The sequence below is a fragment of the Sphingobium sp. B2D3A genome (genome assembly GCF_025961795.1).
Taxonomy (GTDB): Bacteria; Pseudomonadota; Alphaproteobacteria; order Sphingomonadales; family Sphingomonadaceae; genus Sphingobium.
Genome location: NZ_JAOQOI010000001.1, coordinates 331,543 through 356,840, shown reverse-complemented (window position 1 = coordinate 356,840; position 25,298 = coordinate 331,543). Strand labels below are relative to the sequence as shown.

Annotated in this window: 17 protein-coding genes and 1 pseudogene; 13 read left to right on the top strand and 5 right to left on the bottom strand. The window is 61.9% G+C overall.

What is annotated here, in order from left to right; translation table 11 throughout:
* Positions 1-84 precede the first annotated feature (84 nt).
* Positions 85-2,625 (bottom strand): TonB-dependent receptor, encoded by a 2,541-nt coding sequence (locus M2337_RS01530; RefSeq protein WP_264571418.1) that lies wholly within the window; start codon positions 2,623-2,625, stop codon positions 85-87.
* Between the two features lie 122 nt (positions 2,626-2,747).
* Positions 2,748-3,251, bottom strand: coding sequence for a nuclear transport factor 2 family protein (locus tag M2337_RS01525; protein WP_264571417.1), 504 nt, complete (start codon positions 3,249-3,251; stop codon positions 2,748-2,750).
* A gap of 652 nt (positions 3,252-3,903) precedes the next feature.
* Between M2337_RS01525 and M2337_RS01520 the strand changes: the two genes are divergently transcribed.
* The 3 genes from M2337_RS01520 (at position 3,904) to M2337_RS01510 (ending at position 7,928) form a co-directional block, all read left to right on the top strand.
* A complete protein-coding gene (locus tag M2337_RS01520) occupies positions 3,904-4,452 on the top strand; it encodes a nuclear transport factor 2 family protein (protein ID WP_264571416.1) in 549 nt (182 codons plus the stop codon).
* Positions 4,453-4,580: 128 nt separating this feature from the next.
* The gene (locus M2337_RS01515; RefSeq protein ID WP_264571415.1) at positions 4,581-5,999 is read left to right on the top strand and encodes a spinster family MFS transporter; all 1,419 of its coding nucleotides are present in this window, start codon (positions 4,581-4,583) and stop codon (positions 5,997-5,999) included.
* A 933-nt stretch (positions 6,000-6,932) separates the two neighbouring features.
* On the top strand, positions 6,933-7,928 hold the full coding sequence (locus M2337_RS01510) for a dienelactone hydrolase family protein (RefSeq protein WP_264571414.1): 996 nt from the start codon (positions 6,933-6,935) through the stop codon (positions 7,926-7,928).
* 204 nt (positions 7,929-8,132) lie between these two features.
* Here M2337_RS01510 and M2337_RS01505 read toward each other — a convergent pair whose 3' ends face one another.
* Positions 8,133-8,747, bottom strand: coding sequence for a DUF3237 family protein (locus M2337_RS01505; protein ID WP_181560779.1), 615 nt, complete (start codon positions 8,745-8,747; stop codon positions 8,133-8,135).
* A 464-nt stretch (positions 8,748-9,211) separates the two neighbouring features.
* On the opposite strand from M2337_RS01505, the gene M2337_RS01500 reads away from it, so the two are divergent.
* The 5 genes from M2337_RS01500 to M2337_RS01480 all read left to right on the top strand — a co-directional run bounded on the left by M2337_RS01500 (position 9,212) and on the right by M2337_RS01480 (position 16,911).
* Positions 9,212-9,925, top strand: a complete 714-nt coding sequence (locus M2337_RS01500) for a FadR/GntR family transcriptional regulator (RefSeq protein ID WP_181560778.1) — start codon at positions 9,212-9,214, stop codon at positions 9,923-9,925.
* Positions 9,926-10,248: 323 nt separating this feature from the next.
* Positions 10,249-11,712, top strand: coding sequence for a carotenoid oxygenase family protein (locus tag M2337_RS01495; RefSeq protein ID WP_264571413.1), 1,464 nt, complete (start codon positions 10,249-10,251; stop codon positions 11,710-11,712).
* 117 nt (positions 11,713-11,829) lie between these two features.
* Positions 11,830-14,343: a TonB-dependent receptor gene (locus tag M2337_RS01490; protein WP_264571412.1), complete on the top strand. Its 2,514-nt coding sequence runs from the start codon at positions 11,830-11,832 to the stop codon at positions 14,341-14,343.
* 155 nt (positions 14,344-14,498) lie between these two features.
* Entirely contained in the window at positions 14,499-16,109 is a 1,611-nt protein-coding gene (locus M2337_RS01485) for a carboxylesterase/lipase family protein (RefSeq protein ID WP_264571411.1), read from the top strand.
* A gap of 265 nt (positions 16,110-16,374) precedes the next feature.
* Positions 16,375-16,911, top strand: a complete 537-nt coding sequence (locus M2337_RS01480; protein WP_264571410.1) for an ester cyclase — start codon at positions 16,375-16,377, stop codon at positions 16,909-16,911.
* A 284-nt stretch (positions 16,912-17,195) separates the two neighbouring features.
* On the opposite strand, the pseudogene M2337_RS01475 reads toward M2337_RS01480, so the two are convergent.
* Positions 17,196-18,032 (bottom strand): annotated as a pseudogene (locus M2337_RS01475) (transposase); the annotation flags it as partial.
* Positions 18,033-18,155: 123 nt separating this feature from the next.
* Here M2337_RS01475 and M2337_RS01470 point away from each other — a divergent pair.
* Genes M2337_RS01470 through M2337_RS01460 form a run of 3 tightly spaced genes read left to right on the top strand, consistent with a single transcriptional unit; the run spans position 18,156 to position 19,956 of the window.
* Positions 18,156-18,614 (top strand): hypothetical protein, encoded by a 459-nt coding sequence (locus M2337_RS01470; RefSeq protein ID WP_264571409.1) that lies wholly within the window; start codon positions 18,156-18,158, stop codon positions 18,612-18,614.
* 38 nt (positions 18,615-18,652) lie between these two features.
* Positions 18,653-18,928, top strand: coding sequence for a hypothetical protein (locus M2337_RS01465; protein ID WP_264571408.1), 276 nt, complete (start codon positions 18,653-18,655; stop codon positions 18,926-18,928).
* Complete coding sequence (locus M2337_RS01460; RefSeq protein WP_264571407.1) at positions 18,925-19,956, top strand: tetratricopeptide repeat protein; 1,032 nt, start codon at positions 18,925-18,927, stop codon at positions 19,954-19,956. The genes M2337_RS01465 and M2337_RS01460 overlap by 4 nt, the downstream gene beginning before the upstream one ends.
* A gap of 94 nt (positions 19,957-20,050) precedes the next feature.
* Here the strand turns inward: M2337_RS01460 and M2337_RS01455 are convergent, their stop codons facing one another.
* Positions 20,051-20,716, bottom strand: a complete 666-nt coding sequence (locus tag M2337_RS01455; RefSeq protein WP_264571406.1) for a GntR family transcriptional regulator — start codon at positions 20,714-20,716, stop codon at positions 20,051-20,053.
* A 111-nt stretch (positions 20,717-20,827) separates the two neighbouring features.
* On the opposite strand from M2337_RS01455, the gene M2337_RS01450 reads away from it, so the two are divergent.
* Complete coding sequence (locus tag M2337_RS01450; RefSeq protein ID WP_264571405.1) at positions 20,828-22,552, top strand: CocE/NonD family hydrolase; 1,725 nt, start codon at positions 20,828-20,830, stop codon at positions 22,550-22,552.
* Positions 22,553-22,599: 47 nt separating this feature from the next.
* Positions 22,600-25,284, top strand: a complete 2,685-nt coding sequence (locus M2337_RS01445) for a TonB-dependent receptor domain-containing protein (protein WP_264571404.1) — start codon at positions 22,600-22,602, stop codon at positions 25,282-25,284.
* Positions 25,285-25,298 lie beyond the last annotated feature (14 nt).

Here is a 25,298-nt window from a genome sequence, read left to right as displayed (position 1 = left end):
GCGTCCTCTACAGGCTGGCTCGGGGCGAGCGGATGCGGGTGCGACATGGCTGCCGCACCCGCATTCTGCCCGTATCGGTCAGGCTCAGAACCTCTTCTTCACGGTCACGGCCCATTCCCGCGGACGGCCGGGTTGCGCGATGGAGAAGCCCGCCGCACCGCTCGACCGGTCGAAGCCGGTCAGCAGATAATATTTGTCGAACAGGTTCGTGACTTCAGCCGAGACGTCCAGGTCTCCATCTGCGTTGCTCCACGTCAGTCGGGCATTGGAGACGACGTAGCTGTCGATCAGGCTCGTCGGCAGATTGACGCCGAAGTAGATCTCGTCCTGGAACGAGGTGTCGATGCGCGGCGTCAGTGACCCCGCGTCGCCAAGATCGATCTCATATTGCGCTCCGATGCTCCACTTCCAGCGTGGCGTATAGAGCGGATAATCGCCGAACTGCGGCCCTGCCGGGTTGCCGGGGCCACCGACCGTCGCCGTCCCGAAGGTGCGGAAACTGGTGTAATCGAAATCGACGAAGCTGACGGCGCCATCGATCATCATGCCCTCGACCGGCCGGACCGAAGCCTCGACCTCGAACCCTTTCACATCGGCGTCGCCCGAGTTGGTGATGAGATTGCAAGGCGAGCCCAGCGCCGCGCCCACGATGGCGATGCAGTTCGACAGGCTGAGCTGGATGTCGGAATATTTGGAGAAGAAGAAGGCCGCGTTGAGCCGTACCCGCCGGTCGAACAGGTCGCTCTTGAAGCCGAGTTCGTATGTCGTCTGCTTCTCCGGTCCGAAGGGCAGCACCTGCGCGAAGTTGAAGGGGCGGGGATTGATGCCGCCGCCCTTGATGCCTGTCGCCACCTGACCATAAATCGAAATGTCAGGCGTAATCTCATATTGCGCATTCAGGCGGTAATCGAAATTGGTGCTGATCGGGCCATCATAGATGCCCACGCGGCCATCCAGCGCACCGACCGCCGAGCCAGCGGGCAGGGGGCTGCCATCCGGCAGACGGCGACCGAATTCATAGCGCTTATACTCATCGGTATAGCGCAGGCCCGCCGACAGGGTCAGCCGATCGACTGGCTTCCATGCAAGGTGGAGAAACGCCGCCTTGGTGTTGGCATCGGTAGGATCGTTGTTGAAGAAGGCCGGATCGGTCGTGTAGCGAATATCGGAACCGGCGAGAATGCTCGAGAACTGCTTCATGTAGAAGCCGCCGACTGTATATTGGAGGGCATCCTCGAAGAACGATCCGTTGAGGCGCAGCTCTTGGGTGAACTGCCAGTAACGCAGCTTGCTGGTATTGTTCTGGTGTGCGAGCGGCGAGAGGTCGTCGTCCGCATCCCATTTGGAATGATAGGCCCGGTAGGCCGTGATCGAGACCAGTTGCAGATCGTCCGACAGATCATATTCGATCTGCCCGGAGATGCCCCAACCCTCATAGGTGAGCCGGCCGTCATAATAAGTTCCGGCCCTCACGCCCCCGGTGTTCGCGAAGGCGCCCTGAGGGCCCGTCGAACTGTCCGGCGCGCCGATATAGGTGGCGTAATTGCAATAGTTGCCGCAGACGAAGCGGGCGTCATAAGGAATGACCCCACCAAAGGGGTTGATATCCGTCGCGCCCCGCGGATTGCCGGGCAGCCGATCCGTGAAATTCGGGCTGCGCCGAACCCCGGCGATGCTCCGGTCCAGCAGGACGTTGCCGGCATTGACGCGGTCCTCATTGGTGTAATCGACGGCAATATTGATATCGAGGTCGCTGCTTGGCTGAAAGCGCAGCTGGCCGCGCGCCGCCGTGTATCCCACACCACCCTCGCGGCCGAGTTCGCAGTTGTCGGACGCCGTCATGCGCGGGATGCCGCCTGCAGGATTGATCGGAACCGTCGCGCCAGCATTGTTGACGACCGTCGTCGGGCCGCCAGCGGGGAACAGGCAGCCAAAATCCAGCCGCTTGATATAGCCGTCTTGCTTCTTGGAAACGCCGGCGATCCGCGCGCTGATGGTATCGGTCAGCTTGAAGTCGGCCGATCCACGCAGGTCGATCCGGTTGCGGCTGCCATAGGTCGCGGCCACATAGCCGGTGTTCGATCCGGTCGGCCGCCTCGAGTAGAGCTTTACCGCACCGCCGATCGAGTTTTTGCCGGCCAGCGTGCCCTGCGGGCCGCGCAGGATTTCGACCCGGTCAAGGTCGAGCAAGTCGAGGATGGAACCAGTCAGCGTCGCATAATAGACGTCGTCGACATACAGGCCCACGCCGGGTTCCAGCGCAGCGCTGAAGTCTTGCTGGCCAACGCCACGGATGTTCCCGACGAGCGAGGAGCCATAGGATGCGCCCTGCGGCTTGAGGGTGACCGAGGGCGCCTGATTGGCGACATCCGCGATGCTGGTCTGGCTGCGCGCTTCGAGCATCGCCCCGGACACAGCTGTGATGGCCAGCGGCGTGTCCTGCAGGTTCTGCTCACGAAACTGCGCGGTCACCATGATCGTCTCGACGTCTCTGGCCGTCGACGCGCTCTCGGCCTGACCGCTGGTCGAAGCCTGCGGGGCCTGCGCGCCAGCGGCGCCCGCCAAGGCGATCCCCAGCGCGAACAGACTGGTCCGGCAGACGATGCCCTTTCCTTTCTTGGTCATGCTCATCTCTCCTCTCGTTTTTCTTTTCGGTGCGGCCGCCCTTTGATCGGGCGGTCCTGTGGGCGATCGTCTTTCTCAGCGCGACCGCCCAAAGTCGTTCTCAGGCGCGGGTTCGGCCCGGCTCAGTTGAACCGCTGGTAGGAAATGTCGGTTTTGTCGGCCCGCCCACGCAGCGTTGCCGGGTTGTTTTCGGAACCGAACGGCGTGCGCGGTCCGGTGTGGGTAAAGTCGAGAACGGCCCAGCGTTCCGCGATCTTCCATTCTCCCTCGCGGCGCTCGAAGCGGTGGACATAGCGCCCGAACATCTGGTTGAGCTGGGCGTCGGCATTGTGGATGGCATGGTAATAGGCCTCGCACCAGGCGGTGTCCCCATCCACTTCGATCGAGATATTCGTCACATGGTGCTGCGTGCCGCCCGGTGCGACCTGCGGCATGCGATCGACCGCGGCTTTTGCGAAATCATGCGCCAGCCGGTCGTGCCCGGCATGATGATCGATGGCGTCGGAATGGAAGGCCGACATGATGAGGTCGACGTCGCAGCGATCGACACCGCGCCAATAGCGGCTGAGCACCTTGGTGATGAGACGCTCATCGATCATCTCCTGCAAACTGGATTCAGAATTCACGCAACCACTCCATTTCTAGAAAGCGCGCGCCAGAAATCCGGCGTCGCGCGCACACCCCATCGCTCTCGCGTCTTCGTCTGAAACCGCGCAGCACCGAATGACCAATGATGTCGACACTTGCCTTTTCCGGCTTCTCACCGCCTGTCACAGGGCCAGAGCTGGCCTTGCGTCTGCGCGTTCAGAGCGGACCGTCGCACGGCCTTACATCCTCCCTCATCCACAGCCCTCCCGCTCGACTCGCTTTGCGGGCTTGGCATCGAGTTAACATGATAACTGAAAGCCGGCAACATGATTGATCGCCTTGGTCGAGGAGGCAGGATCGCCGGCCGATGTGATCTTAGCGTCCCCAAAGCTCTAACCGTCGAGATGTCATCGCGCTCGGACAACTGCGAGATTTCTCACTAAAATGTTGATATATTTGTTTATAATTATGAGAATCTCATTCTATTGATCGAAGCATGTCTGTCCATGCGAGGCGGGCCCAGGCTTTGGCGCTGCCACGCGCGATATCCGCTTGACACCTGAGGGCGTCAGCGACACATTGAATTAACGTGATAACTAAATTCCAGAAGGTGGCCTTGGCTTGGCTGCCTTTCAGGATGCTCGCGACACGACGAGCGCTGGTGCTGATGTGAAAAGAGAGGATGCCGTGATGGCCAATATCGATGCCCCCGATCTTCAGACGCGCCTCGAGCGCTTGCTCGACATGGAAGACATTCGTGAAGTCCTCCGCCGCTATACCCGCGGTCTCGACCGTCATGACGATGCGGTCATCGCCAGTGCTTTCTGGCCGGACGCGGAGATCAATTATCTCGACGATTTTTCGGGGCCGACGGACGCGTTCGTCGACTGGGGCAACCAGCGGCACGAAGAGCGTTATGTCTGCCATCAACATCACATCACCAATGTGAACATCGATCTCGAGGGGGATCGGGCGCATGTCAGCAGCTATGTCATCTACATGCTGCGCCAGAAACAGGACCTGCAGAACATCGGCAGCGGCCGATACATAGACCAGTTCGAGCGCCGCAATGGTGAGTGGCGGATTGCCCTGCGGGAATTCCTGCCGGAAATGGGCGTGACCGTTCCGACAGGCCCTCGTCGCGAACTCGCGAGCCCGCCGGGCAATGGGCGGTGGGACAGGGACGATATTTCCTATCGCCGCCCGCTCATGCGGCGGGATTCATCCGGTTCAGCATAACCGTCTGGAACTGTCCTGCTGCTGAGAGCACATCTTGCACGCGGCATCCGTCCGCGGCCATGATCGAGGCAGCCGCAAAACATCGGCTGTTGGAAAGCATAAGCGCGCGCGAGAGGGGGAGCAAGGCCATGTCCGGTCCGTCGACCACGCCAGATCGAGAGGGTGACATCATGCAGGCTGAAGGCCTTCCAAAGCCTGCAGGCAAGCCACAGTTCGGGCCTGGTTATCGCGCGTGGCTACTCGCCCTTACCATGGCTGTCAGCGCGTTCGGCTTCATCGACCGGGTCATCGTTGCCACGCTGGGCCAAGCGATCAAGGACGACCTGGGTCTCTCCGATTTCCAGCTCGGCATCCTGAGCGGCCTCAGCTTCGCCATTCTCTACAGCACAATGGGATTGCCGATCGCGCGACTGGCCGAGCGCCGCAGCCGGATCAATATCATCTCCATATCGGTCGCCCTGTTTTCGGCCGCGACGGTGGCCTGCGGCATGGCTGCAAATTTCTGGCAACTCTTTTTGCTGCGCGTGGGGGTCGGCATCGGCGAGGCCGGCGTGCAGGCGCCCGCGGTTTCGCTCCTTGCGGACCATTTTCCCAAGGAGCGGCGAGGGGCCGTGATGACCGTCATGAAGCTCGGCAACCCGGTCGGTTCCGTGATCGGTGCGCTCACGGCGGGGTGGATAGGATCGACCTATGGCTGGCGCGCGGCGATCATCTGCATCGCAGCGCCCGGGCTCATCGTGGCGCTTCTCTTCCGACTAACACTGCGCGAGCCGCCACGCGGCCTGTCCGATCCGGATCTTGCAGAGGCAAAGAGCGAACCACCCCCGCTGCGGGTGGTGCTCAAGATGATGGCCGCCCGGCCCGAGTTTCGCCACATGCTGATCGGGTTAGCTCTCGTCACGCTCGGCATGTATGGCTCCGGTGCCTTTTATGCGCCCTTCTTCATGCGTGTGCATGATTTGAGTTTGAGCCAGGTTGGCGTGTTCTACGCGGTCCAGAGCGGCATCGCGGCGACGCTCGGCCTCGCCATCGCCGGATTTGGCGTGGACCTGATTTCGAGATGGGGCGCCCAATGGTATGCGCTGCTCCCCGCGCTCGGCGTGCTGATCGGCGCGCCGTTTACGCTGGCAGGCTATAGCGTGGGGCATCCCATGCTGGCACTCGTTTTGCTCATCAGCGGCGCCGTTCTGGCCTTCTTTCACAATGTGCCGACGCTTGTCGCCTTCCAGAATATGGTGGGGCCGAGAATGCGCGCGACGGCGGCGTTCGTCTTCTTCTTTGTCACCACCTTGGTTGGGGTCGGCTTGGGTCCCGCGCTCATCGGTTTTATCAGCGATCTCTATGCCAACGCGCTCTTTGCGGATGGAAATTATGCTGCACTGTGCGGCAGCAAAACCGTCTCCACGGTCGCCGCCGTGCAAAGCGCCTGCACCGCTGCCTCCACAAGCGGCATTCGTTATGCGCTCATGACAAGCGTTCTGCTGCCTGTGTGGTCTGCGCTCCACTTCTTCCTCGCGGCTCGGGCGATCCGGCAATCGGGCTCTTAAGTGGCAGCTACGTTCTCAAAAAAGGGCGTAAATTTAACGTGGATCTGCCTTGTAAGCTGTCCGTCATTCAACCCAACGAGCCGGCGTCCCGTGCACCTTAAAGGAACCGGAGAAGGTCATCTCGTTTCGTTCTGACAGGGCCACCCCGTGTCGACATCAATGGCGAGATGCTTAACCGTGGGTTCAGTTTGGCACGGCCCCGCAAGATCTGTGGGCGCGCAGGTTGCCCACTGCCTCATAGAGCAGCGCGGGACCTTTGCGCGGCGTACCGCGGCCGCGGCTCTCCAGGCCCACTGTCGAACCCATTTCTTTGACCCGTTTGCTGATGGCCCAGATAATCTATCCGATGAGGGATGCAAATCCCGGGTCGCTCCACGGCAAGAGTACCGCATTATCAGACTTTTCGCGCGCCAATCATATCTCGAGTTGCGGCCAATCCGGTTTTCTGTTGGTTGGCTGTCGCTAGGTCTAGCGTTGGTTGACTGTCGCTATGTCTAGCAGAGTTCCGCCGCTCGGCAGATCAACGATGTTGATTTGACGACACCATAATCGCGCAGCCTGCTGTCGATTTATTTTGGGATTTTAAGTTCGCGTCTACGCAAAGCGAGGCTCAAGCTCCATCAACGTTGTCTTTCTCTCACCGAGAAGAACGCACGAGACGCAGTAGCCGAGCATAGTGACATGCCCCTGCCCCGGGCGGGGGAAGCACCACTTGTTCCTTGTTGGTCAGACGACCGAGCGCACCGTGAATATCTTGATCTCCTCACGGACGCCTTGTGAGTGGCGAAAAATTGTCTGACCTTTGATCGCATATCACGGTGCTCTCCTTGCTTTCATCTGAGAAATTTCAGAAAGCGGCTCTAACAAGGGGCTGTGTACCCATGATGTGAATCGCAGGCAGCCGTGCGCCTGCCCCAGCAAGGACCGCATCAAATGTCTAGAAAACTGTCGCTTAACATCGGCTTGAAGTCGCTTGGTCCCCGCGTCGGGGGATATGCGCTGATCGCGGTGGCCGCGGCGGGCCTGAACTCGACCGCTCCACTTATCGCGGCCCCGACTCCGACGGCACCTGTTGAATCGGTCAGGCTTTTGCCGCGTACCGGGCCGTTCACGGTGACGATGGAGACGGTGCCGAGCTTGCCCAACCACGTCATTTACCGTCCTGACGGCGTCAAAGGCCGTATGCCGATCGTCGCCTGGGGGAATGGCGGCTGCGCGGCGGTGGGTAATCGCTACCGCAGGTTCCTGACGGATATCGCATCGCGGGGCTTTTTGGTGATTGCGGTCGGGCAGATCGGCGATGCGCGATACGAGACGGATCATGATGCCGAGCCCTACATGCCGACGGGCCCGATCGATTTCAACGCGCCTGGCCCTTCCGAATCCGTGGAACTGAGCAGGGCGATCGATTGGGCTGCGGCGGAGAGCCAGCGTCGCGGTAGCGCCTATTTCAAGCGGGTCGACACGCGCCATGTTGCCGTGATGGGTCATTCCTGTGGCGGGCTGCAGGCGCTGGCAGTGACAGTGGCCGATCCTCGGGTGACGACAGCGGTCATCCTCAACAGCGGGGTTTGGTCCACCGGTCCGGGCGGTCTGCCGGGTGCGCGCGTGACCAAAGCCGATCTGGCGCGAGTCAAAGTGCCCATCGCCTATTTCAGCGGCGATCCGTCCGATGGAGCCCATGCGAACAGCAAGGATGATTTCAGCCGGCTGGGCTCTGTGCCGGCGGTCTGGGCCTATCGTGCCGGCGCGGGCCATACCGCGCAATATTGGGGGCCGCCGGATGAAGACGAATATAGCCGGGTGACCGGCGCTTGGCTGCAATGGCAATTACAGGGCGACAAAAAGGCGGCCCAGGTGTTCCGGGGCGCGGATTGTACGCTTTGCGCTGACAGCAAGTGGACGCTGGCGCGACACGATATTCCCTAGGCGGGATTGATCATCAGTCCGTGCCGATAGGCTGCCAAATAGCGGCTCCTCTTATATGACGAGGAGCCGCTATTTTTGCTCCGCTTCCACCTAGAAGGAGGTTGATCCCGAGCATCTCGCCATCCGGCGCGCTGAAGAAGGATGGCCGCTCACGGGGTGCGCGACGGCATCAGCCGATCACAGTCCCCGGGGCAGCAGGACTTGTTACACCATCGCCCAATAAGTGAAGATGGATTGTGACTCGCGGCGGTCCGCCTTGCCGACGAAAATCGTGCGGCTCAGCCAGTCGTGCGGGCCAACCGGCGCATCGAAGCGCGGGGTGAGGCCCATATAATATTCGGAAGGATCGACGGGCTCATATTTGCGCATCCGTTCCAGCACCTCTTTGCTGCCATAGCGGACGCCGGTGTTGTGCAGCTCGATAATGGTGCCGTCATCGGCCTCGATCAGGTAGCGGGCGTCGAACCGCACCGTGTCGTCCGGCTTCACCGTCGGCCAATCGCCACCGCTGTGCGGGATGATCTTGCCGTTCAGCTTGGGGCCTTTCACAGTGCCGCCGAGAACGCCGACATAGCCGCGATCCATGCCCCAGAAGGTCGGGCCGTAACGCAGGCGCTTGCCCAGCTCGATCTTGATTTCGAATGCGAATTCGAAGCTCGGCGGCGTCAGCGCCTTTCCGGTCATGTCGGAGATCTGCTGCTGCCGCGCGGCCGCTGCGCTCGTTTGGGCAGCGGCCATGGCCGGGAATGCAGTGGCGACACCAGCAGCGCCGATGCCGGCAGACAACAGGCTGCGGCGCGAAAATGACTCATTACTCATATAGACTTCCTCTCTATCGCCCGAAGGCTCTCGCAGGCTGACGATGGGGATGCAGAAACACGGGTACCGCAGAATTGTCAGACCATAAACACCAGTCGAGGACCGGTGAGGCGGAGCTTGGTCGCAAAAAAACAGATCATTGGCAAGATTGGCGGTCTTACCCACGGCATGATGGCTCCAATTTCGTGTCTGGTTCCTGCACGGACAGCCGCGCGCCGCGGAAAACGGCTATTAAGAGCCCATATTCCAATCTTCTTAGAGCGTGACGAACGCGGGGACGCCCGGTTCCGGCCCCGCCGCGCCATCGCAAATCGGCCGAGACTTCGTCGTGCTGGCGCATTCCGCACAAGCGGCAAAGGCATAAATTCGCTGCATAATCTGGCAGCTTGTGCGCGCCGTGCTGGCTTTAAGGCCGCAATCCGGCTAGCTGACGGTGCAAAACTCGGCGCAACCATGGGTGGGCAATGACAAAATCCGCAACGAACAAGGCGAGCCGCCGGCCGGTGCAGCTGAAGCGGCAGAAAACGAGCCTGCACCGTCGGATCGCGCACGATCTCGGCGTGGCGATCGTAACGGGCAAGCATCATCCCGGCGATATCCTCGCGACCGAGCTCAATGCCAGCGATGAGCTGAGCGTTTCCCGCAGCGCCTACCGTGAGGCGATCCGTGTGCTTGCCGCCAAGGGCCTGGTTGAGTCCCGCCAGCGCACCGGCACCGTTGTCATGCCCATCACGCGCTGGGCGTTGCTTGACCCGGACGTGATGGAGTGGATGTTCGAGGGCGGCGCCTCCACATCCGTGCTCGAGGGGTTGGTCGAGATGCGGCTGATCATTGAGCCCGCAATTGCGAGCCTTGCGGCGCAGCGGCGCACACTCCAGCAGATCGCGAGAATGCGCGAGGCTTTGCAGGATATGGAACGTTTTGGCCTGACAAGCGAGAAGGGACAGGCGGCGAACCGCCAGTTCTATGAGGTGCTGTTGCAGGCGACGGCCAATCCCCCGCTGGTCAATCTGGGCAACAGCCTTGGCACTTTTGTGCTGTGGTATACCGAATTTCAGGGCGGCAGCAGCACGCCGCGCGAAACCGTGCGTGAACATTGGGCGCTGTTTGATGCCGTCGCCGCAGGCGCGGCCGAGGAAGCATCCGCTGCGATGGAAGGCCTGATCCGCAGCACCTGACCTGCGACGCGGGCTACCGGGCCCTGCCAATCATAAAGCGCCCTGCCCGTAGCGCCCGCTGTAGCGCAGTATATGCCATGAGCATTGTGCACGTTTCCCTAAATTGTCTGTTTTTTTGTATCTCCACCCGCGCGATATTGGTATCGGCGCCGGCGCGTCGTGGCCAGACGATCGGCCGGACGGTGAATATTTATAGGGCTGAAGCATCTTAAGATGCTGAAAAGACATAGATGTGAGGGGCTTGGGATGGCGGACGGTCAGATAATCGGCGATTCGCTAGATGCGGACCAACTGCGGCGGATTAGCTCTGCCGGAGCCCTGTCATGACCGCTTTTCCTCAGACCATTCATTTCACGGGCCTTAATACGCCTGTTCGCACCGAAGCGTCTGTCCGCAACCTGCTGGTGGAAGGCGAGATCCCGTCCGAGATTGAAGGCGCCTTCTTTCGCGCGGTCCCGGATCCGGCCCACCCGCCCATGTTCGATGACGATCATATCCTGTCGGGAGACGGGATGATCGCGCGTTTCAAGTTCGAACACGGCGCTGTGGATTATGACATTCGCTATGTCGAAACCGCGCGTTATGCGGCCGAGCGCGAAGCCCGGCGCGCGCTGTTCGGCCAGTATCGCAATCCCTTTACCGATGACCCCAGCGTTGCGGGCGTTGATCGCACGGTCGCGAACACGACGCCGCTTTGGCATGCAGGCCGGCTGTTCATGACGAAGGAGGATGGCCGCGCCTATCGCGTGGATCCAACGACTCTGGACACGCTTGGTGCTTGGGATTTCGGCGGCGCCCTCAAGTCGGAGACGATGACGGCCCATTCGCGGATCGATCCCGAGACCGGCGAATTGTTCTTCTTCGGCTATGAGGCCGATGGCGAATGTTCGCGGGCGATCGCCTATGGGATTGCGGATCGCGACGGCAACCTCGTTCGCGAGCAGTGGTTCGACCAGCCCTATGGCGGCATGATCCATGACTTTGCGATCACGAAGAGCCGCGCGATTTTCCCGATTTTTCCGACCACCACCGATCTTGAGCGGCTGCGCGCCGGCGGGCCGAAATGGGCGCATGAGCAGGACCTGACCTGCCGCGTTGGAATCATGCCGCGCGATGGCGATGTCACTGCGATGCGCTGGTTCGAAGGCGCGGCTGGCGCGTCCGCTTTTCATATCATGAACGCCTTCGATGAAGGCGATCGGGTTCATCTCGATATCTTTGTATCCGACACGAACGCATTTCCGTTCATGCGCGAAGCGGGCGGAATCCAGCGCGGTCAGCAGGAAATCCGCGGTGCCTTCGAACGCTGGACGTTCGACCTCACCAAGGATGGCTCTTCCTACGAGGTGCGGCCGCTCGGCCCCCCGGGCGACATGCCGCGCATTCGCGATGCCGATACCGGCCTGCCGTACAGCTTCGGCTGGTATCTGACGGTCAATCCGAATGGGCCGCCTCCGCTGCCCGGCGGCCCGGTCGGCATGACCTTCAACATGCTTATCCGCATCGATGTGGCGCATTGCGGGCTCGACGCGCTCGCACTGCCGCCCGGTCACGCAATCAGCGAGCCCGTTCATGTGCCCTCGGCCGCGCCGGGGCATGACGGGTGGTTGCTTGCTGTGGTCGATCGCCAGGTCGGCGATCAGGCCTTCGCCTCGCAGCTTTGGGTCATCAATGCTGGCGCGGTCGGGGCGGGGCCGGTTGCCAAGGTGCATGTGCCGCTGCCCTTGCGCGCGCAGGTGCATGGCACATGGGTGCCAGCCACGCAACTGGTGCTAGCAAAGACCTGAAACCAAAGCAGTAATTCCGGGCGCCCCGCGCGCCTTCTTTTTCGTTCAGTTTTGCAATCGATTGAAATTCAATGGTTCGGCCCGCTCGTCGAGAGCGGTGCTTTTAGGAGGGAAAGAATGAAGACCATGAGCATCTGGCAAATCAACGGCGCGACCTGGTTGCGCAACTCCGTCGCGGTCGGCGCGATGGCAATCGCTTGTGCGGCACCCGCCTTTGCGCAGGAGGCGGCTCCGTCGACGGCACCCGTCAATCAGGCGGAACCGACCGCGCAGACCGAGGACGGCATCAGCGAAATCGTCGTGACCGCGCAGTTCCGTGGCCAGAGCGCCCAGAAAACACCGCTCGCGATCACGGCCTTGTCGGCTGAGACGATCGCCGCGCAGGGGCTGACCACCGTCAGCGATATCGCAGCCCAGGCCCCTAACGTCGTGCTCCAGCCGGCTCCCGCTGGCGCCGGTCCGTCGGTTCAGTCCTTCATTCGCGGCGTGGGTCAGGTGGACTTCAATCCCGCCGTGTCGCCCGGCGTCGGCACCTATATCGACGACGTCTATTACGGCACCATCGCTGGCGCCAACTTCGATCTGGTCGACCTCGATCGCATCGAGGTCCTGCGCGGTCCGCAGGGCACGTTGGCCGGGCAGAACTCGATCGGCGGCTCGGTGAAGCTGTATTCCAAGAAGCCGACCGGCAATGGCAGCGGGTTCATCTCGCTCTCTTACGGAAGCTACAATAATGTGCGCGTGAATGCGGCAGCGGACATGACGCTGGTGCCCGATCGCCTGTTCATGCGGATCACCGGCGTGACCGACCACAAGGATGGCTATGTCACGCGGTACGATTATGCCTGCACGCATCCGGGTACGCAGGTTCCCTCCTTCGCGCGTGATGCGAACTGCAAGCTCGGCACTGAAGGCGGGAAGGCCGTGGCAGCCGGGCGCGTCCAGCTGCGCTGGGTGCCCACTGACGCGCTGGAGGTCAACCTTGCTGCGGACTATGTCAGCGACAAGTCGGAAGGGACGCCGCAGACGCTGCTTTATGCCCGCAATGACAGCCTGACGCCCAAGAATAGCATCAATGGCGTCAGCGTCGGCACCGCGACCGGCGCGTCGCAATTCATCAGCTATTCCCCGTTCGGGGCGTTCGCTGGCGACAGCTTCAGCACGAGCCCCTATACCAACTACGCTACCTATTGCGACCCGACCCCGAGCAGCCGCTCGGGCGCCTATTGCCTGGATTCGCGTTCGGCGACCAAGGGCGGCGGTGTCTCCCTGACGATCGACTACAAGCTTGCCGAGAATGTCTCGTTCAAGTCGATCACAGCCTATCGCAAGCAGAAGATGGAGTTCTCGCAGGATAATGATGCGACGCCTGTCCCGCTGGCGCAGAGCTTCAATGCGCTGACCTATCGCGAGGTGACGCAGGAGCTGCGCGTCAATGCCAGCCTGATGCAGGATGCGGTTAATCTGACGCTCGGCGGCTTCTTCATGGATGAGTTTACTGCGCTGGATTCGCGCATCGACATCCCGCCCTTCGACTTCATCGGGCGGGATCGCGTGCCGGCGAAGACCTATGCCGTGTTCGGCAACGTCGACTGGAGCGTGACCGACAAGCTGCAACTGATCGGCGGGCTGCGTTACTCGAAGCAGGAAAAGACCTTCAAGTTCGGCCGCCTCGGCGTGCCGGGCACGCAGCTCGGCGGCCATCCCGATGGCCCGCCCTATCTGCCCTGCCCCGAAGCGGGCGGGACGATTGTCAATGTGGCGGTCTGCCCGGTGAATGGCGCCTCGGGCACCTTCAAGGGCGACAATGTCGATTATCGCATTGCAGCGCAGTATCAGTGGACCCCCACGATCATGACCTACGCGTCGGTCGCGACCGGCTTCAAGGGCGGCGGCATCAACCCGCGGCCTTACAATATCTATCAGGTCATCCCGTTCGCGCCCGAAAAGCTGACCTCCTATGAGGTTGGCTTCAAGAGCGACCTGTTCGACCGCAAGCTGCGCGTCAACGGCAGCTTCTTCTATGGCAACTACACCGATCTCCAGCTCCCGGTCAGCGCGTGCCCGGCCAACCCGGCTTACCCGGATGTGCCTCTGGCAAGCTATGCACAGCCGTGCAGCGCGCTGCTGAACGTCGGCAAGGCGGTGACCAAGGGCGGTGAACTGGAACTGACCGCTCGCCCGACCAGCAATCTCACGCTGCAAGCGGCGGTTGGCTACATCAACATCGGCTTCAAGTCGCTGCAGGCGACGGCGATCAGCGCCGGCACCACGCTGGACTCCAAGTTCCCGCTGATCTCCGACTGGAAGGGCAGCGCGAGCGCCCAGTATCGCATCGATACGGCCAATTTCGGCACTCTGACGCCACGACTGGACATGACATTCCAGTCCAGCTTCCAGACGTCGATCCCCAATACGACGTTCAACAAGGTGCCCGCCTATACGCTGCTCAATGCAGGCCTGACCTGGGATGCTCCGGGCGGCGATTGGCAGGTGATTGCGAACGTCATGAACCTGACGAACAAGCTTTATTACTACGCTTATCTGGATAACCGTGCGACCAATGGCACGGTGAACGGCTTCCCGGCCGCGCCGCGGCAGTGGCGCCTGACTGTGAAGCGTTCGTTCTGATGATCGGCGGCGGGGCGGCGGTTGCGATGCGACCTCTGCCCTGCCTCGAGAACCACAAGATGAAATAGGGTGGAGGCGGCAGGGTGAAAGTCGGTCGGAGAGCGATATTAACGGGCGGCGCCGCAATCGTCGCTGCCAGCACCCAGACCCCTCGCATGGCAGCCGCCGCTGTTGCTCCCTCGCGCACTGGCGGGCAGGCGGTATCCGCAGGCCGGGATACGGCACGCGTGGAAACGCAATCGGGGACGTTGGCCGGCTATCGGCAAGGCGACGTCCTGACCTTCAAGGGCGTTCCTTATGCGGATGACACGGCCGGGCCAAATCGCTTCCTGCCGCCACGTCCGCCCCGTCCGTGGTCGGGCGTACGCAGCGCACTGAGCTTCGGGCCGGTCTGTCCGCAAGATCGCGGATCGGGGCGGGCCAATGACGAAGAAGCGTTCATTTTTCAATGGAATGACAGCTACGAGCGCGAAGACTGCTTGCGGCTCAATATCTGGACGCGCGGCGATGCCGGTCGCCCCCGACCCGTGATGGTCTGGCTGCACGGCGGCGCGTTCATCGCCGGATCGGGCCATGACCTGCCCGCCTTCGACGGCCATAATCTGGCCGACCTGCACGACGTGGTGGTGGTCACGTTGAACCATCGGCTCAACGCGCTCGGGTTTCTCGATCTGTCGACGTTCGATTCCGCCTTCGCGGACTCCGGCAATGTCGGTCTGCTCGACATCGTCGCCGCGCTGCAATGGGTGCGCGACAATACTGCAGCCTTCGGCGGCGATCCGGCGCGCGTCACGCTGTTCGGCCAGTCGGGCGGCGGACGCAAGGTTGCGGCGCTGATGGCCATGCCTCAGGCGCGCGGGCTGTTCCATCGGGCGATCGTTCAGAGCGGCTATGTCCCCACCGGCGTGACGGTAGACGAGGCCGCGAGCCTGGCCGCCGCAACGCTCGCGGAACTGGGCATTGCGAGGACGTCGGCGCGCGCCGTGCAGGATGTGCCCTATCCGCAATTGCTTGCGGCATCGAATGCGGCAGCGCGGCGGCTCAATCCCAAGCTTGCGGGAAGCCCCATCGATCCGCGAAATTTGCCGCGCTTCTCGTTCGGACCGGTTATCGGCGGGGCCACTCTGCCCGGCGGCGTGCTCTCCGATGGCGCGCTGGCGAATTCCGCGCATGTGCCCCTGATCGTCGGCACCACGCTCAACGAATTCGCAACCGGCATCAACGACCCGGCGTTCGAGGCTTTATCGGCAGCGCAATTGCGGGAACGGGTCACCGGCCTGTTCGGCGATCGTGCGGACGGCATTATCGAGGCCTTCAAAGGTCGCACGCCGCATGCTTTGCCCTGCGATCTATGGTCACGCATCGCGACCGCGCCGCTGCGCCTCAGCGCGATGGAATTTGCCCGTCGCAAGGCCGCCATCGGCGGAGCAGGCGCATGGCTGTACCAGTTCGCGCGCCCTGCGCCGGTGCTGGATGGCCGGCCACGCGCATTCCATTGTGCGGATATTCCCTACGCGTTCGCCAATGCCGAACGCTGCGCCACGATGACCGGAGGGGACGCGGCCGCGCTGAAGCTGTCCAATATCATGGCCGGCGCCTGGACCCGATTTGCCGGGACCGGTGACCCCAACGGACCGGGTTTGCCGCGCTGGGTGGCTGCAAATCGAGACCGACCTGCGACCATGATCTACGACGATCAGACCCGGCTCGACACCGGCAGCGACCACGCCGAACTGGCAACCGTCGCGGCTGCCTTGCGTGACTGAGCAGTCGCGGGAATTCTCAAGGTGTCGCCGTGACGGGGCCGTCGGGAGCGAGTGCGAGACACTTGATCAATACTCTGGTTTTTAAGGTCGGCGCTCCCCGCGCAAAGCCGCTTTCGCCCAAAGATGGTAAAATCGTTCGCCGCTGGCGCAGATTATTGTCGTTTCACAACAAAGTGTTGCCTCGCCGTCCGATCTCTAGCCGAGAGGGATTGGCGGCACTTAAAAGTCCTACCTTTTTCCGCCTCTGTCATGCTAGGCTTCTCCCATGATATCGATCCTGCTCGCTACCGCTCTTGCCATGGCCCCGGACTCTACGCCGGCTGTGGCCCCGCCCTCATCGCATGAAGTGCCGGCAGCAGCGCCGTCTGTTCCTACGGATCACGCCGCCTTGCTCGCCAGCAAGGACCCCAAGCTCGCGCGGAACAAGCGGCTGGTGTACGACATGTATCGGATCGTGCTCGTGGCTGGTCAGGTTGATCGCGCGCACGAGTTCATCGCGAAGGATTACATTCAGCATAATCCCAATGCCGCCCAGGGTTTGGCCGGCGTGATGGATTATGTCCGGTCCTCGCGCCCGCAGCGGCCTGTGGAGGCAAAATTGAGCCTCCCCATGGTCGACATCACGGCGGAGCGGGACAAGGTGGTCATTGCATTTGTGCGCCCCGAAAAGGATGCGAACGGGCAGACCTATTACACGACCTGGTTCGACATGTTCCGGATCGAAAACGGCAAGATCGCGGAGCATTGGGATCCTATGCTGAAGGGCGAACCTAAGGTTGACCCAAATCAGAAGAAACTCTGACGTTAGGGTAAAACCGCGCGTGGCGAGCCCGCGACGGGCGTCCATTCTTCTGGGTAAACCGTGAGTCCGACACTTGCTCTAATGCTTCGCAGGATGGCGAGATTGATCGGCCTCCAATTGTGTCAAGAAGCCCCATCGCGAACGCACTGAATGTCGCTGGCTTCTGTTCGACTTCGATCACCATGCGCTCAGCGAGAGGGTCGCTGCCCTCGAGATAAAGAGAGCGAGCGGTCGCAGGATTTTCTCTTGTAGCGCAGGAAACATCGGGCTTGAACCTCCCCCCATATCTGACCGCACCACGCCAAGACGGCATTGCTGGATTATCGCTGACGACCATGCCGGGCTTGCCCCGCTAGGCGATCAACTGGGCCAGCCCGCGCACGACTCGATGTTCGGAGATGTAGGTGTCCGGCGCCGCTGCCAGGCACTCTCTGGTCAGATCATCGACCACGTTGAGCACCCGGAACCGCCTTCCAGAAACCATCTAGTCGTGAACGAAGTCGAGGCACTAGCGCTTGTTTGGAAGTGCCGGCACTGAAGCCGCCGCGCTCGTGTCGACAGCGCGTCTACCGCTGCGTCGTCGCCTCACTGAAGCCCTTCCTCATGATAGCCGCTGGATCTTCTTGCGGTTGATCATCACGCCCTCCTGGCGCAGCAAGAAATGCAGACGGCGGTAGCCGAACCGGCGCCGTTGGTCAGCCGCGCAGCTTCTCACGAAGCGCACCTTCATCGTTCGGGGTGAAACGGTCACGCACGCTTGTGCGATCGACGTTGATGATACGGCACGCCCCCCGCGCGCTCATCCCGCGGCACGCCTGGAGACGAGCGGCAGCTTCTCGATTCGCAGCCGGCGTCACCACTTTTTTGAAAGCAGATCCTTCAGCGCTACGTTGTCTAGCATCGCATCGGCCAGCAACCGTTTGCGCTTCGCGTCCTCGCTCTCGAGCTCCCGCAGACGCTGGGCGTCGGACACCTCAAGCCCGCCATACTTGGCCTTCCAGTTCTAGATCGTCGCTTCCGATAATGCCGTGACGCCGAGCAAGATCAGCGGTCTTCGGGTCCACCTCCGCCTCCTTCCGCACCCCCAATAATCTATTCTCTGTAAACCTCTCGCGCTTCATCGTCTGTCCGTCCTCAGGACCAGACTCTATCGCTCGTAAAGAAAATCAGGGGTACGTCACAACGCACGGGCCTGAGTCTGGCGATCAGCAAGCAAAATATAGAACGGCTGGGCGGCTCGATCCATGGCCGCGCGGACCGAAGCCACGACGATCGTCGATGTTCTGGAAGCCGGCGCCAATGATTATGTGCCAAAGCCCATCGACTTCATCGCCCTCAAGGCGCGGATCGAAAAGCAGCTGCAGGCATCCCGCGCGACCCGGGCCGTGCGCAGTGAATATGCGTCAATGGACCGGCGCCAGTCCACCGGCGCGCTGGAACGGCGCGAGCTGAAAGACCGGCTCACGCGGGAGATTGCGCAGCGGATGCGACTGGAAGAACGGCTCTCGGCGCTGGGCGCCCGGGCCGCAACCGTGGACGGGCAATGTGTCGACCGCGCCAAGATCGCCCAGTCGCTCAAGCGCGTCGAGCATCTGCTCAGCCGCCTGGCCTCTCATGATGGCCCCGCCAATCCCGCGGTGCTGATGGAGGCCGTGGTGCTGCTCCGCAAGGCGCTGGAAGAGCTGCATGTGGAGACATCCTGACACGGATGAGTTCAACTGATTGCCGGCCATAGCGCACTTTGAACGGACGATCAGATTATGACACGGATGTGGTCGGTCAGATTTACGACATTGCCTATCTGGGGGTGCAGAACGGCGAGTTGGTGTTCGAGAAGCGTGGCTACAGCATTGACGACCTCGCCCATGCCGGTTCTGGCCAGCCCATGCGCGTTCCGCAAACGCAAAAGACGGTTCACATCGGCGATTTCATGATCGACGTGCTTGAGGCTACGCCGCAATCGCTGCACTTTCGCGCACAGCTCGTCCGGGACGGGGCCGGGGGACAAGGCGGATGACGCCGACCTTGCGGCCCATGGTCGTCCTCGCGCTGCTAACCGCCGCCGTGGCGCCTCCTGCGCAGGCGCAGGAGGCGGCGACAGCAACGCAAACGCCACCGGAAATGGAGCCGTCACAAGAGGACGCGCCGACGTCCGTGCCGGACCTTGTCACGCGCTGCGACGGAGAGGATGCGGACAGTTGCGTCGACCTGGGCGAGCGCTACCGGGAAGGCCGGGGTGTCCGCCGCGATCTGGTGCAGGCGACCTATTTTGCGGGCAAGGCATGCAATCTTGGTGACATGGCAAGCTGCACCATGGCCGGCTTCGCTTATGGGCAGGGGCAGGGCGTTGCCCTGTCCATGGACCGAGCCACCGCTTATTACGCCTATGCCTGCCGGAGCGGCGATGCCACCGGATGCTCGAACCTCGGCCTCGCTTACATTCGCGGGGATGGCGTTACGAAGGATGACGTCCGCGCCGCCGCTCTCTTCCGGGAAGCCTGCGACAAGGGATCGCCCGACGGATGCATGAACCTCGGCGCTGCCTATTCGCTGGGTAAGGGACTGCGCCGGAATCAGGCCGAAGCCGCGCGCCTTTTCGGGCAGGGCTGCGACGCGGGCGCTGACAAATCATGCTATAATCTCGGCGTTCTCTATCGGGACGGCCTCGGCGTGCCGCGTGACTATGTGCGGGCTACAGAATTGTTCGAGAAGACGTGTCAGGCTGGCGACGCGAGCGCTTGCGGCAATTTCGCGATGATGATCCACCGGGGTCAGGGAGCCCGTAAAGACCGGAGCGGCGCGCTCGACATGTTCGACAAGGCCTGCGGGCTCGGGGAGGCGGAAAGCTGCTTCATGCTTGGGAAGGCCGAGTTGGACGGGAAGCAAGGTCGGGATCGCAATCATGCGCGAGCGATTGCCTTGCTGGAAAGATCCCTGAAGCTGGACCCGAAGGCTTCCTTCGCTGGCAAGGCGAGGAAGGCGCTCGCCGATGCACGCGCTGCCGCGAGCGCTTCAAGCGCGGTCGAGGATGGCGCAGAGGAATAGCGCTGAGGTGCGCGCCCCGGATTTATCGCGGGCTAGGCCGATTCTGTCAGTGGCCACCGTTCCTGACAATCGATGAACACCGCTCTCACGAACCTCATCGATAAAATTCACTCTCGATTTTTGACAGTGTTTTGAACCCGTCACCGATGTGGCTGCGCATGGCCGTTTCGGCCGCATCGGCCTCTCCGGCCAAAATGAGGCGCAGCATGTTCTGGTGGTCCGCGTTTGCGGTACGAAGGCGCTCCTCATCGTAGAAACTCTCGAACAACATTCGGTGAATGGGAACATTCAGGCGTTTGAGCAACTCGGCGATAACCGTGTTGCCAGAGCCTTCCACAATGAGTCGATGCCACTCGATATTCAGTCGCCCAAACTTATCCGGCGCCCGATCGTTCACGCATTTGTCAAGTTGCTCCTGGACGATGCACAACTGGTGCTTCTGCTCATCCGAAGCATTTCGTGTGAAGTCGGCGGCGCAGATACCTTCTAATGCAAGACGCGCCCGATAAATTTGCGCAGCTTCCTCAAGGCTGGTGCTTCGGACGGATGCTCCGCGGAATTCCTCGATCAGCACCAGACCTTCGCCTTCCAGCCGCTGCAACGCTTCGCGCACCTTCGACCGACTAGCGCCGGTTTGCCGGATAATGTCCACTTCGACCAACCGCTGGCCGGGCACAAAACGGCCCGTGCGAATGCGGTCACGCACCCAGTCGGCGACCTCGACGGCCGAGGGTGCCCGCTTGTCCAACTGCTCGTTCATGTGAATAGCGTCTAATCTCCTGACAATATTGTCAACAATATTGTCATCTGTTTTTTGATTGCATCCGGCGGGTTGATCGCTGATGAAATTGTCAACAATAGGAGAGCAAGGATGCGGGCGGTTGGATGGATCGGCGCGCTGGCTGCTGTTACGGCAGCCGTGCCGGGTCCGGCTAGAGACTATGCAGACGTGCAGCGTAGCTCGCTCTACGTGCCTGTGCGGGACGGGACGAAGCTGGCCGTCAACATCTATCGACCGGCTAGTGAGGGCAAGGTGGAAGAAAAGCGCCTTCCGGTTATCTTCGTGTTCACGCCCTATCGCGCTCGTTTCAAGGATAAGGACGGCGCGATCAGGGAAGTCGCGCTGGAGGACGGCCTGGCGCTCCGCTCGCTGATTTCGGCCGGTTACGTGGTCGCAGTCGCCGATATTCGCGGCAAGGGCGCGTCCTTTGGCGCGCGCCGGGGTTTTCAGGACCGCACCGAGGCGAAAGACGGCCATGATCTGGTCGAGTGGCTGGCAAGTCAGTCCTTTTCCACCGGCAAAGTCGGCATGATCGGATGCTCCTATCTGGGGGGCACAACATTTCACACCGCGACCACTACGCCCCCGGCGCTCAAGGCGGTTTTCATCGGCGCGTCGGACCTCGATAAATATGCTTTCGTGCGGCGCGGCGGTATCACCGCACAGTTCAACACTCGGCCGGACGAGCCATTGAGCGACGATCTGGCGAGCGTCCCGGTCGATGGCGACGCGGACGGGCAACAGCTTAAATCAGCCGTTGCCCAGCATGCCCAGAACACGCCGATGGCCGCGCTCTGGTATGGTATGCCCTATCGCGACAGCGTTTCCTCTTTCACTGGAAATCGCTTCTGGGAGGAAGTCGGCGTCTATAATTATCTCGACGCGATCCAGCGGACGGGCATCGCCACTTATTTCTGGAGCAACTGGCATGACGAGCCAACGGCCCAGTCCCTCTTAAGCGCGGCGAACCTCAAGGGATCGAAGTTTCTCGCGGGGCCTGGCAGCCACTGCGTGCCGCCGCCTGGATTCGACTTCACTGGCGAAGTCGTGCGCTATTTCGATCATTATCTCAAAGGCGCGGACAACGGCATCGAGAAAGAGCCGCGTGCGACTTATTGGGTCGAGGGATTGGACGGGAAAGGTGGCTATGCCCGCTCCGACGCGTTGCCGGGTGCCAAGGTCACGCCAATGCAGTGGTTCCTGAACGGCGGTCGCAGTGGCACCGCGCGATCGGTGAATGACGGAACGCTCGGTGCAAAGCCGGATCGCGCGGGCGCGGACAAGTTCACGGTGCGCTACGACTTGCCGGGCGCAGACTATTTTGCCTTCTGGGCCAAGCCCATGGACGATAAGGGGCTGAGCTATACCAGCGCCCCGCTGGACGAGCCGCTCAAGCTGATCGGCTATCCCGTCGTGAACCTGCGCGTCTCGGCGGACAAGCCCGATGCCGATGTTTTCGTCTATCTGGATCAAGTGGCGGCCGACGGACAGGCGGAGGTCGTGGCCTTCGGCCGGCTGGCACTCGCGCATCGCAAGACTGGCAAGGCACCCTATCACGTCATGGGTCTGCCCTGGCACTCAGGGCGCAAGGCGGATGTAGCACCTCTCCCGGTCGGCCAGCAGGCCAATCTGGCGATCGATCTGACGCCGGTGTCGCGGATCGTGCCGGCTGGCGCCCGTTTGCGCGTCACCATCGCCGGTGCGGACCCCCGCCAGCGCAATCTCAAGGAAATACAACAGACTCCCGCCCCGGTTTTCACGGTCGAGCGGGGCAGCGCGGGCGGCTCCTGGGTCAAATTGCCGGTCGCGAACTGAGACGTCGATTAAACATAAAAGCCGCAGGGGCGGCGAGGGAGGTTGGGATGAGCAAGGATTATAAGGGCGGGATCACTCTAGGAACGGCACTGAAGCTGAGCAGCAGCCTGATGGCACTGGCTCTGCCCGCCATGGCGGTGGCGCAGAACGAGGAGGGGGCAGCGCCGGACATCGTCATCACCGGCAGCCGCGTGCGTGGCGAAGCGCCGGTCGGGTCGACCGTCACCACACTTGGCCGGGCCGAGATGGAGGCCTCGAGCGCGGTCACCGTCGATCGCATGATTAAGGAAATTCCGCAGGTCTTCGACCTCGGCGTCTCGGAAAATTCGCGTGGCCAGTCGGGCGGAAGCGGCAACATCACCTATGGCAACTCGGTGAACCTGCGCGGCATTGGGCCTTATGCGACACTGGTGATGATCGACGGGCACCGCGTGACCAACAACAGCCGTTCGATCGATCCGTCGGTGCTTCCGTCACTGGGTGTCGAGCGGGTCGAGGTGGTCGCCGACGGCGCATCCGCCATCTACGGTTCGGATGCGGTCGCAGGCGTGGTGAATCTTATCCCCCGTCGGTCCCTAGACGGCGGCGAGGTGTTCGCGCGATCGGGCATATCGTCACGGGGCGACTTCCATGAGACGACGCTGGGCGCGGCCCTCGGCAAGGTGTTTGAACGCGGGCAGATCATGGTCGCCTACGAGCATGTCGAGCGCTCGAACCTGAGCGGCGACGATCGCGGCTTCTTTACCAGCAACCAGACGGGCTTCGGCGGCGGGGATTACCGGATCGTGCGGTGCGCCCCGGGCAACATCAATGCGAACGGTACGACCTACGCCATTCCGCCGGGCGGTGTGACGCAGGCGACGGCAGGATCGCTGGCGGCGGGCACGCTCAACAGGTGTGATGAGCTGGACAATCAGGATCTCATTCCGGAGCAGCGCTACGACTCATTCAATAGCACGGGCCGCTTCGACCTGACCGACTGGCTGAGCGTCTTCTATGATGGCTTCTATTCAAAACGCAATTTTTACCGGAATTCCGCCTATTCCAACGCGCGCCTGACGGTGCCGCAGACGAACGCCTTCTTCGTGCGGCCGGCCGGATTCAGCGGAACCAGCTACACGCTCGACTATAATTTCGGCAACAGCGTGCCGATCAATGATTCGTTCGGTTCTGCGGAAAGCTGGCAAATCACGCCCGGCCTCCGTGCGAAGCTGCCCCATGACTGGGAAGCCGAAGTGCTGTTCGGCTATGGCAAGACCAATGATTTCTCAGGCTCTTATCACGGCATCAACAACGCCGCGCTGAACGCTGCGCTCGCCAGTAGCAACCCCGCGACGGCGTTTGACCCGTACAGCCGTGGTCGCACCAGCGCCGCAGTGCTGGCCGGGATTGCCGACCAGATCTTCCTGGCTCCAACCAATGGCCACCTCAAGACCTATGAAGGTCGCCTCAACGGCTCGCTCTTCGCGCTGCCCGGCGGCGACGTGAAGCTGGCGGCGGGTTATGAGCGGCAGGACTTCAACGTCGCGCTCGGCTCCGCGCGCGGCGGGCCGACGACGCCGATTACCTACCGCCATTTCGGCCGCGAGGTGGACTCCTTCTATGGCGAACTCTACATCCCGATCTTCGGGGCCAACAACGCGGTTCCCGGTTTCGAGCGGCTGGAACTCAATGCCGCCGTGCGCCACGACAAGTATAGTGACGTGGGCAGCACCACCAACCCCAAGTTCGGCCTGAACTGGCAGCCGGTGCGCGGCGTCAAGCTGCGCGGCAGCTACGGCACGTCGTTCCGTGCGCCGACTATCCCGGAGATCTACGGCAACTCGAACAACATATTCGGCCAGAGCTACCAGAACCCGGCGGGCGGTGCGCCGCTGCAGGGCTATGCGCTTTCCGGTCCCAATCTGGACCTGAAGCCGGAGACGGCGACCACCTGGTCGGTCGGCTTGGACTTCGAGCCCACATCGAATCTGAGTTTCGGCGTCACCTATTGGGATGTCAAATATGAGAATCAGGTGCTGGCCAACCTCTCCAACCTCACCATCCTGGGTAACGAGGCGCAGTATGCCGGCACGGGCATAATTCTGCGTGGATCGGCGGCGGCGGCGCGGGTGCAGCAGTTGCTGAGCCAGGGCGTCGCGCTGGCCGGAGGTTCCTTCCCCGGTGGTGATCCGGCCAATGTGACGCTGTTCGTGGACGGACGCAGCCAGAATCTGGGCGTGTCGATCACGCGCGGGATCGACTTCAGCGGAACCTGGAAAGCGGACATCGGTGCGGACGACCATCTGCTCTTTAACGTGTCGGGTACCTACCTCACCAAGTATAACATCGCCGTGACGCCAGCCGCGCCGCTGGTCGACCGGCGCAACGTCATCTTCAATCCGCTCAAGTTCAAGGCGCGGGCCAGCATCACCTGGGATCACGGGCCACTGAGCGCGCGTGTTCTGGCCACACATGTCGGTGGATATACCAACAACCTTTCCAACCCGGTGCAGTCCGTGAAGAGCTATACCCCTGTCGACTTGACGCTGACGTGGCGCATCGGGGATCCACAGGCGACCGGCTTCTTCGAGAAGGGGCTCACGCTCGCGATGGAAGTGCGCAACGTCTTCGATATTGCGCCCCCCTATGTCAATCTGGCGCCCAACGGCAATGGCGGCGGTGGCTATGACGCGACGGCGAGCGATCCCATTGGGAGGCTCTTCGCCGTCAGCGTGCGCAAGTCCTTCTAAGGGAGCTGAGTTAG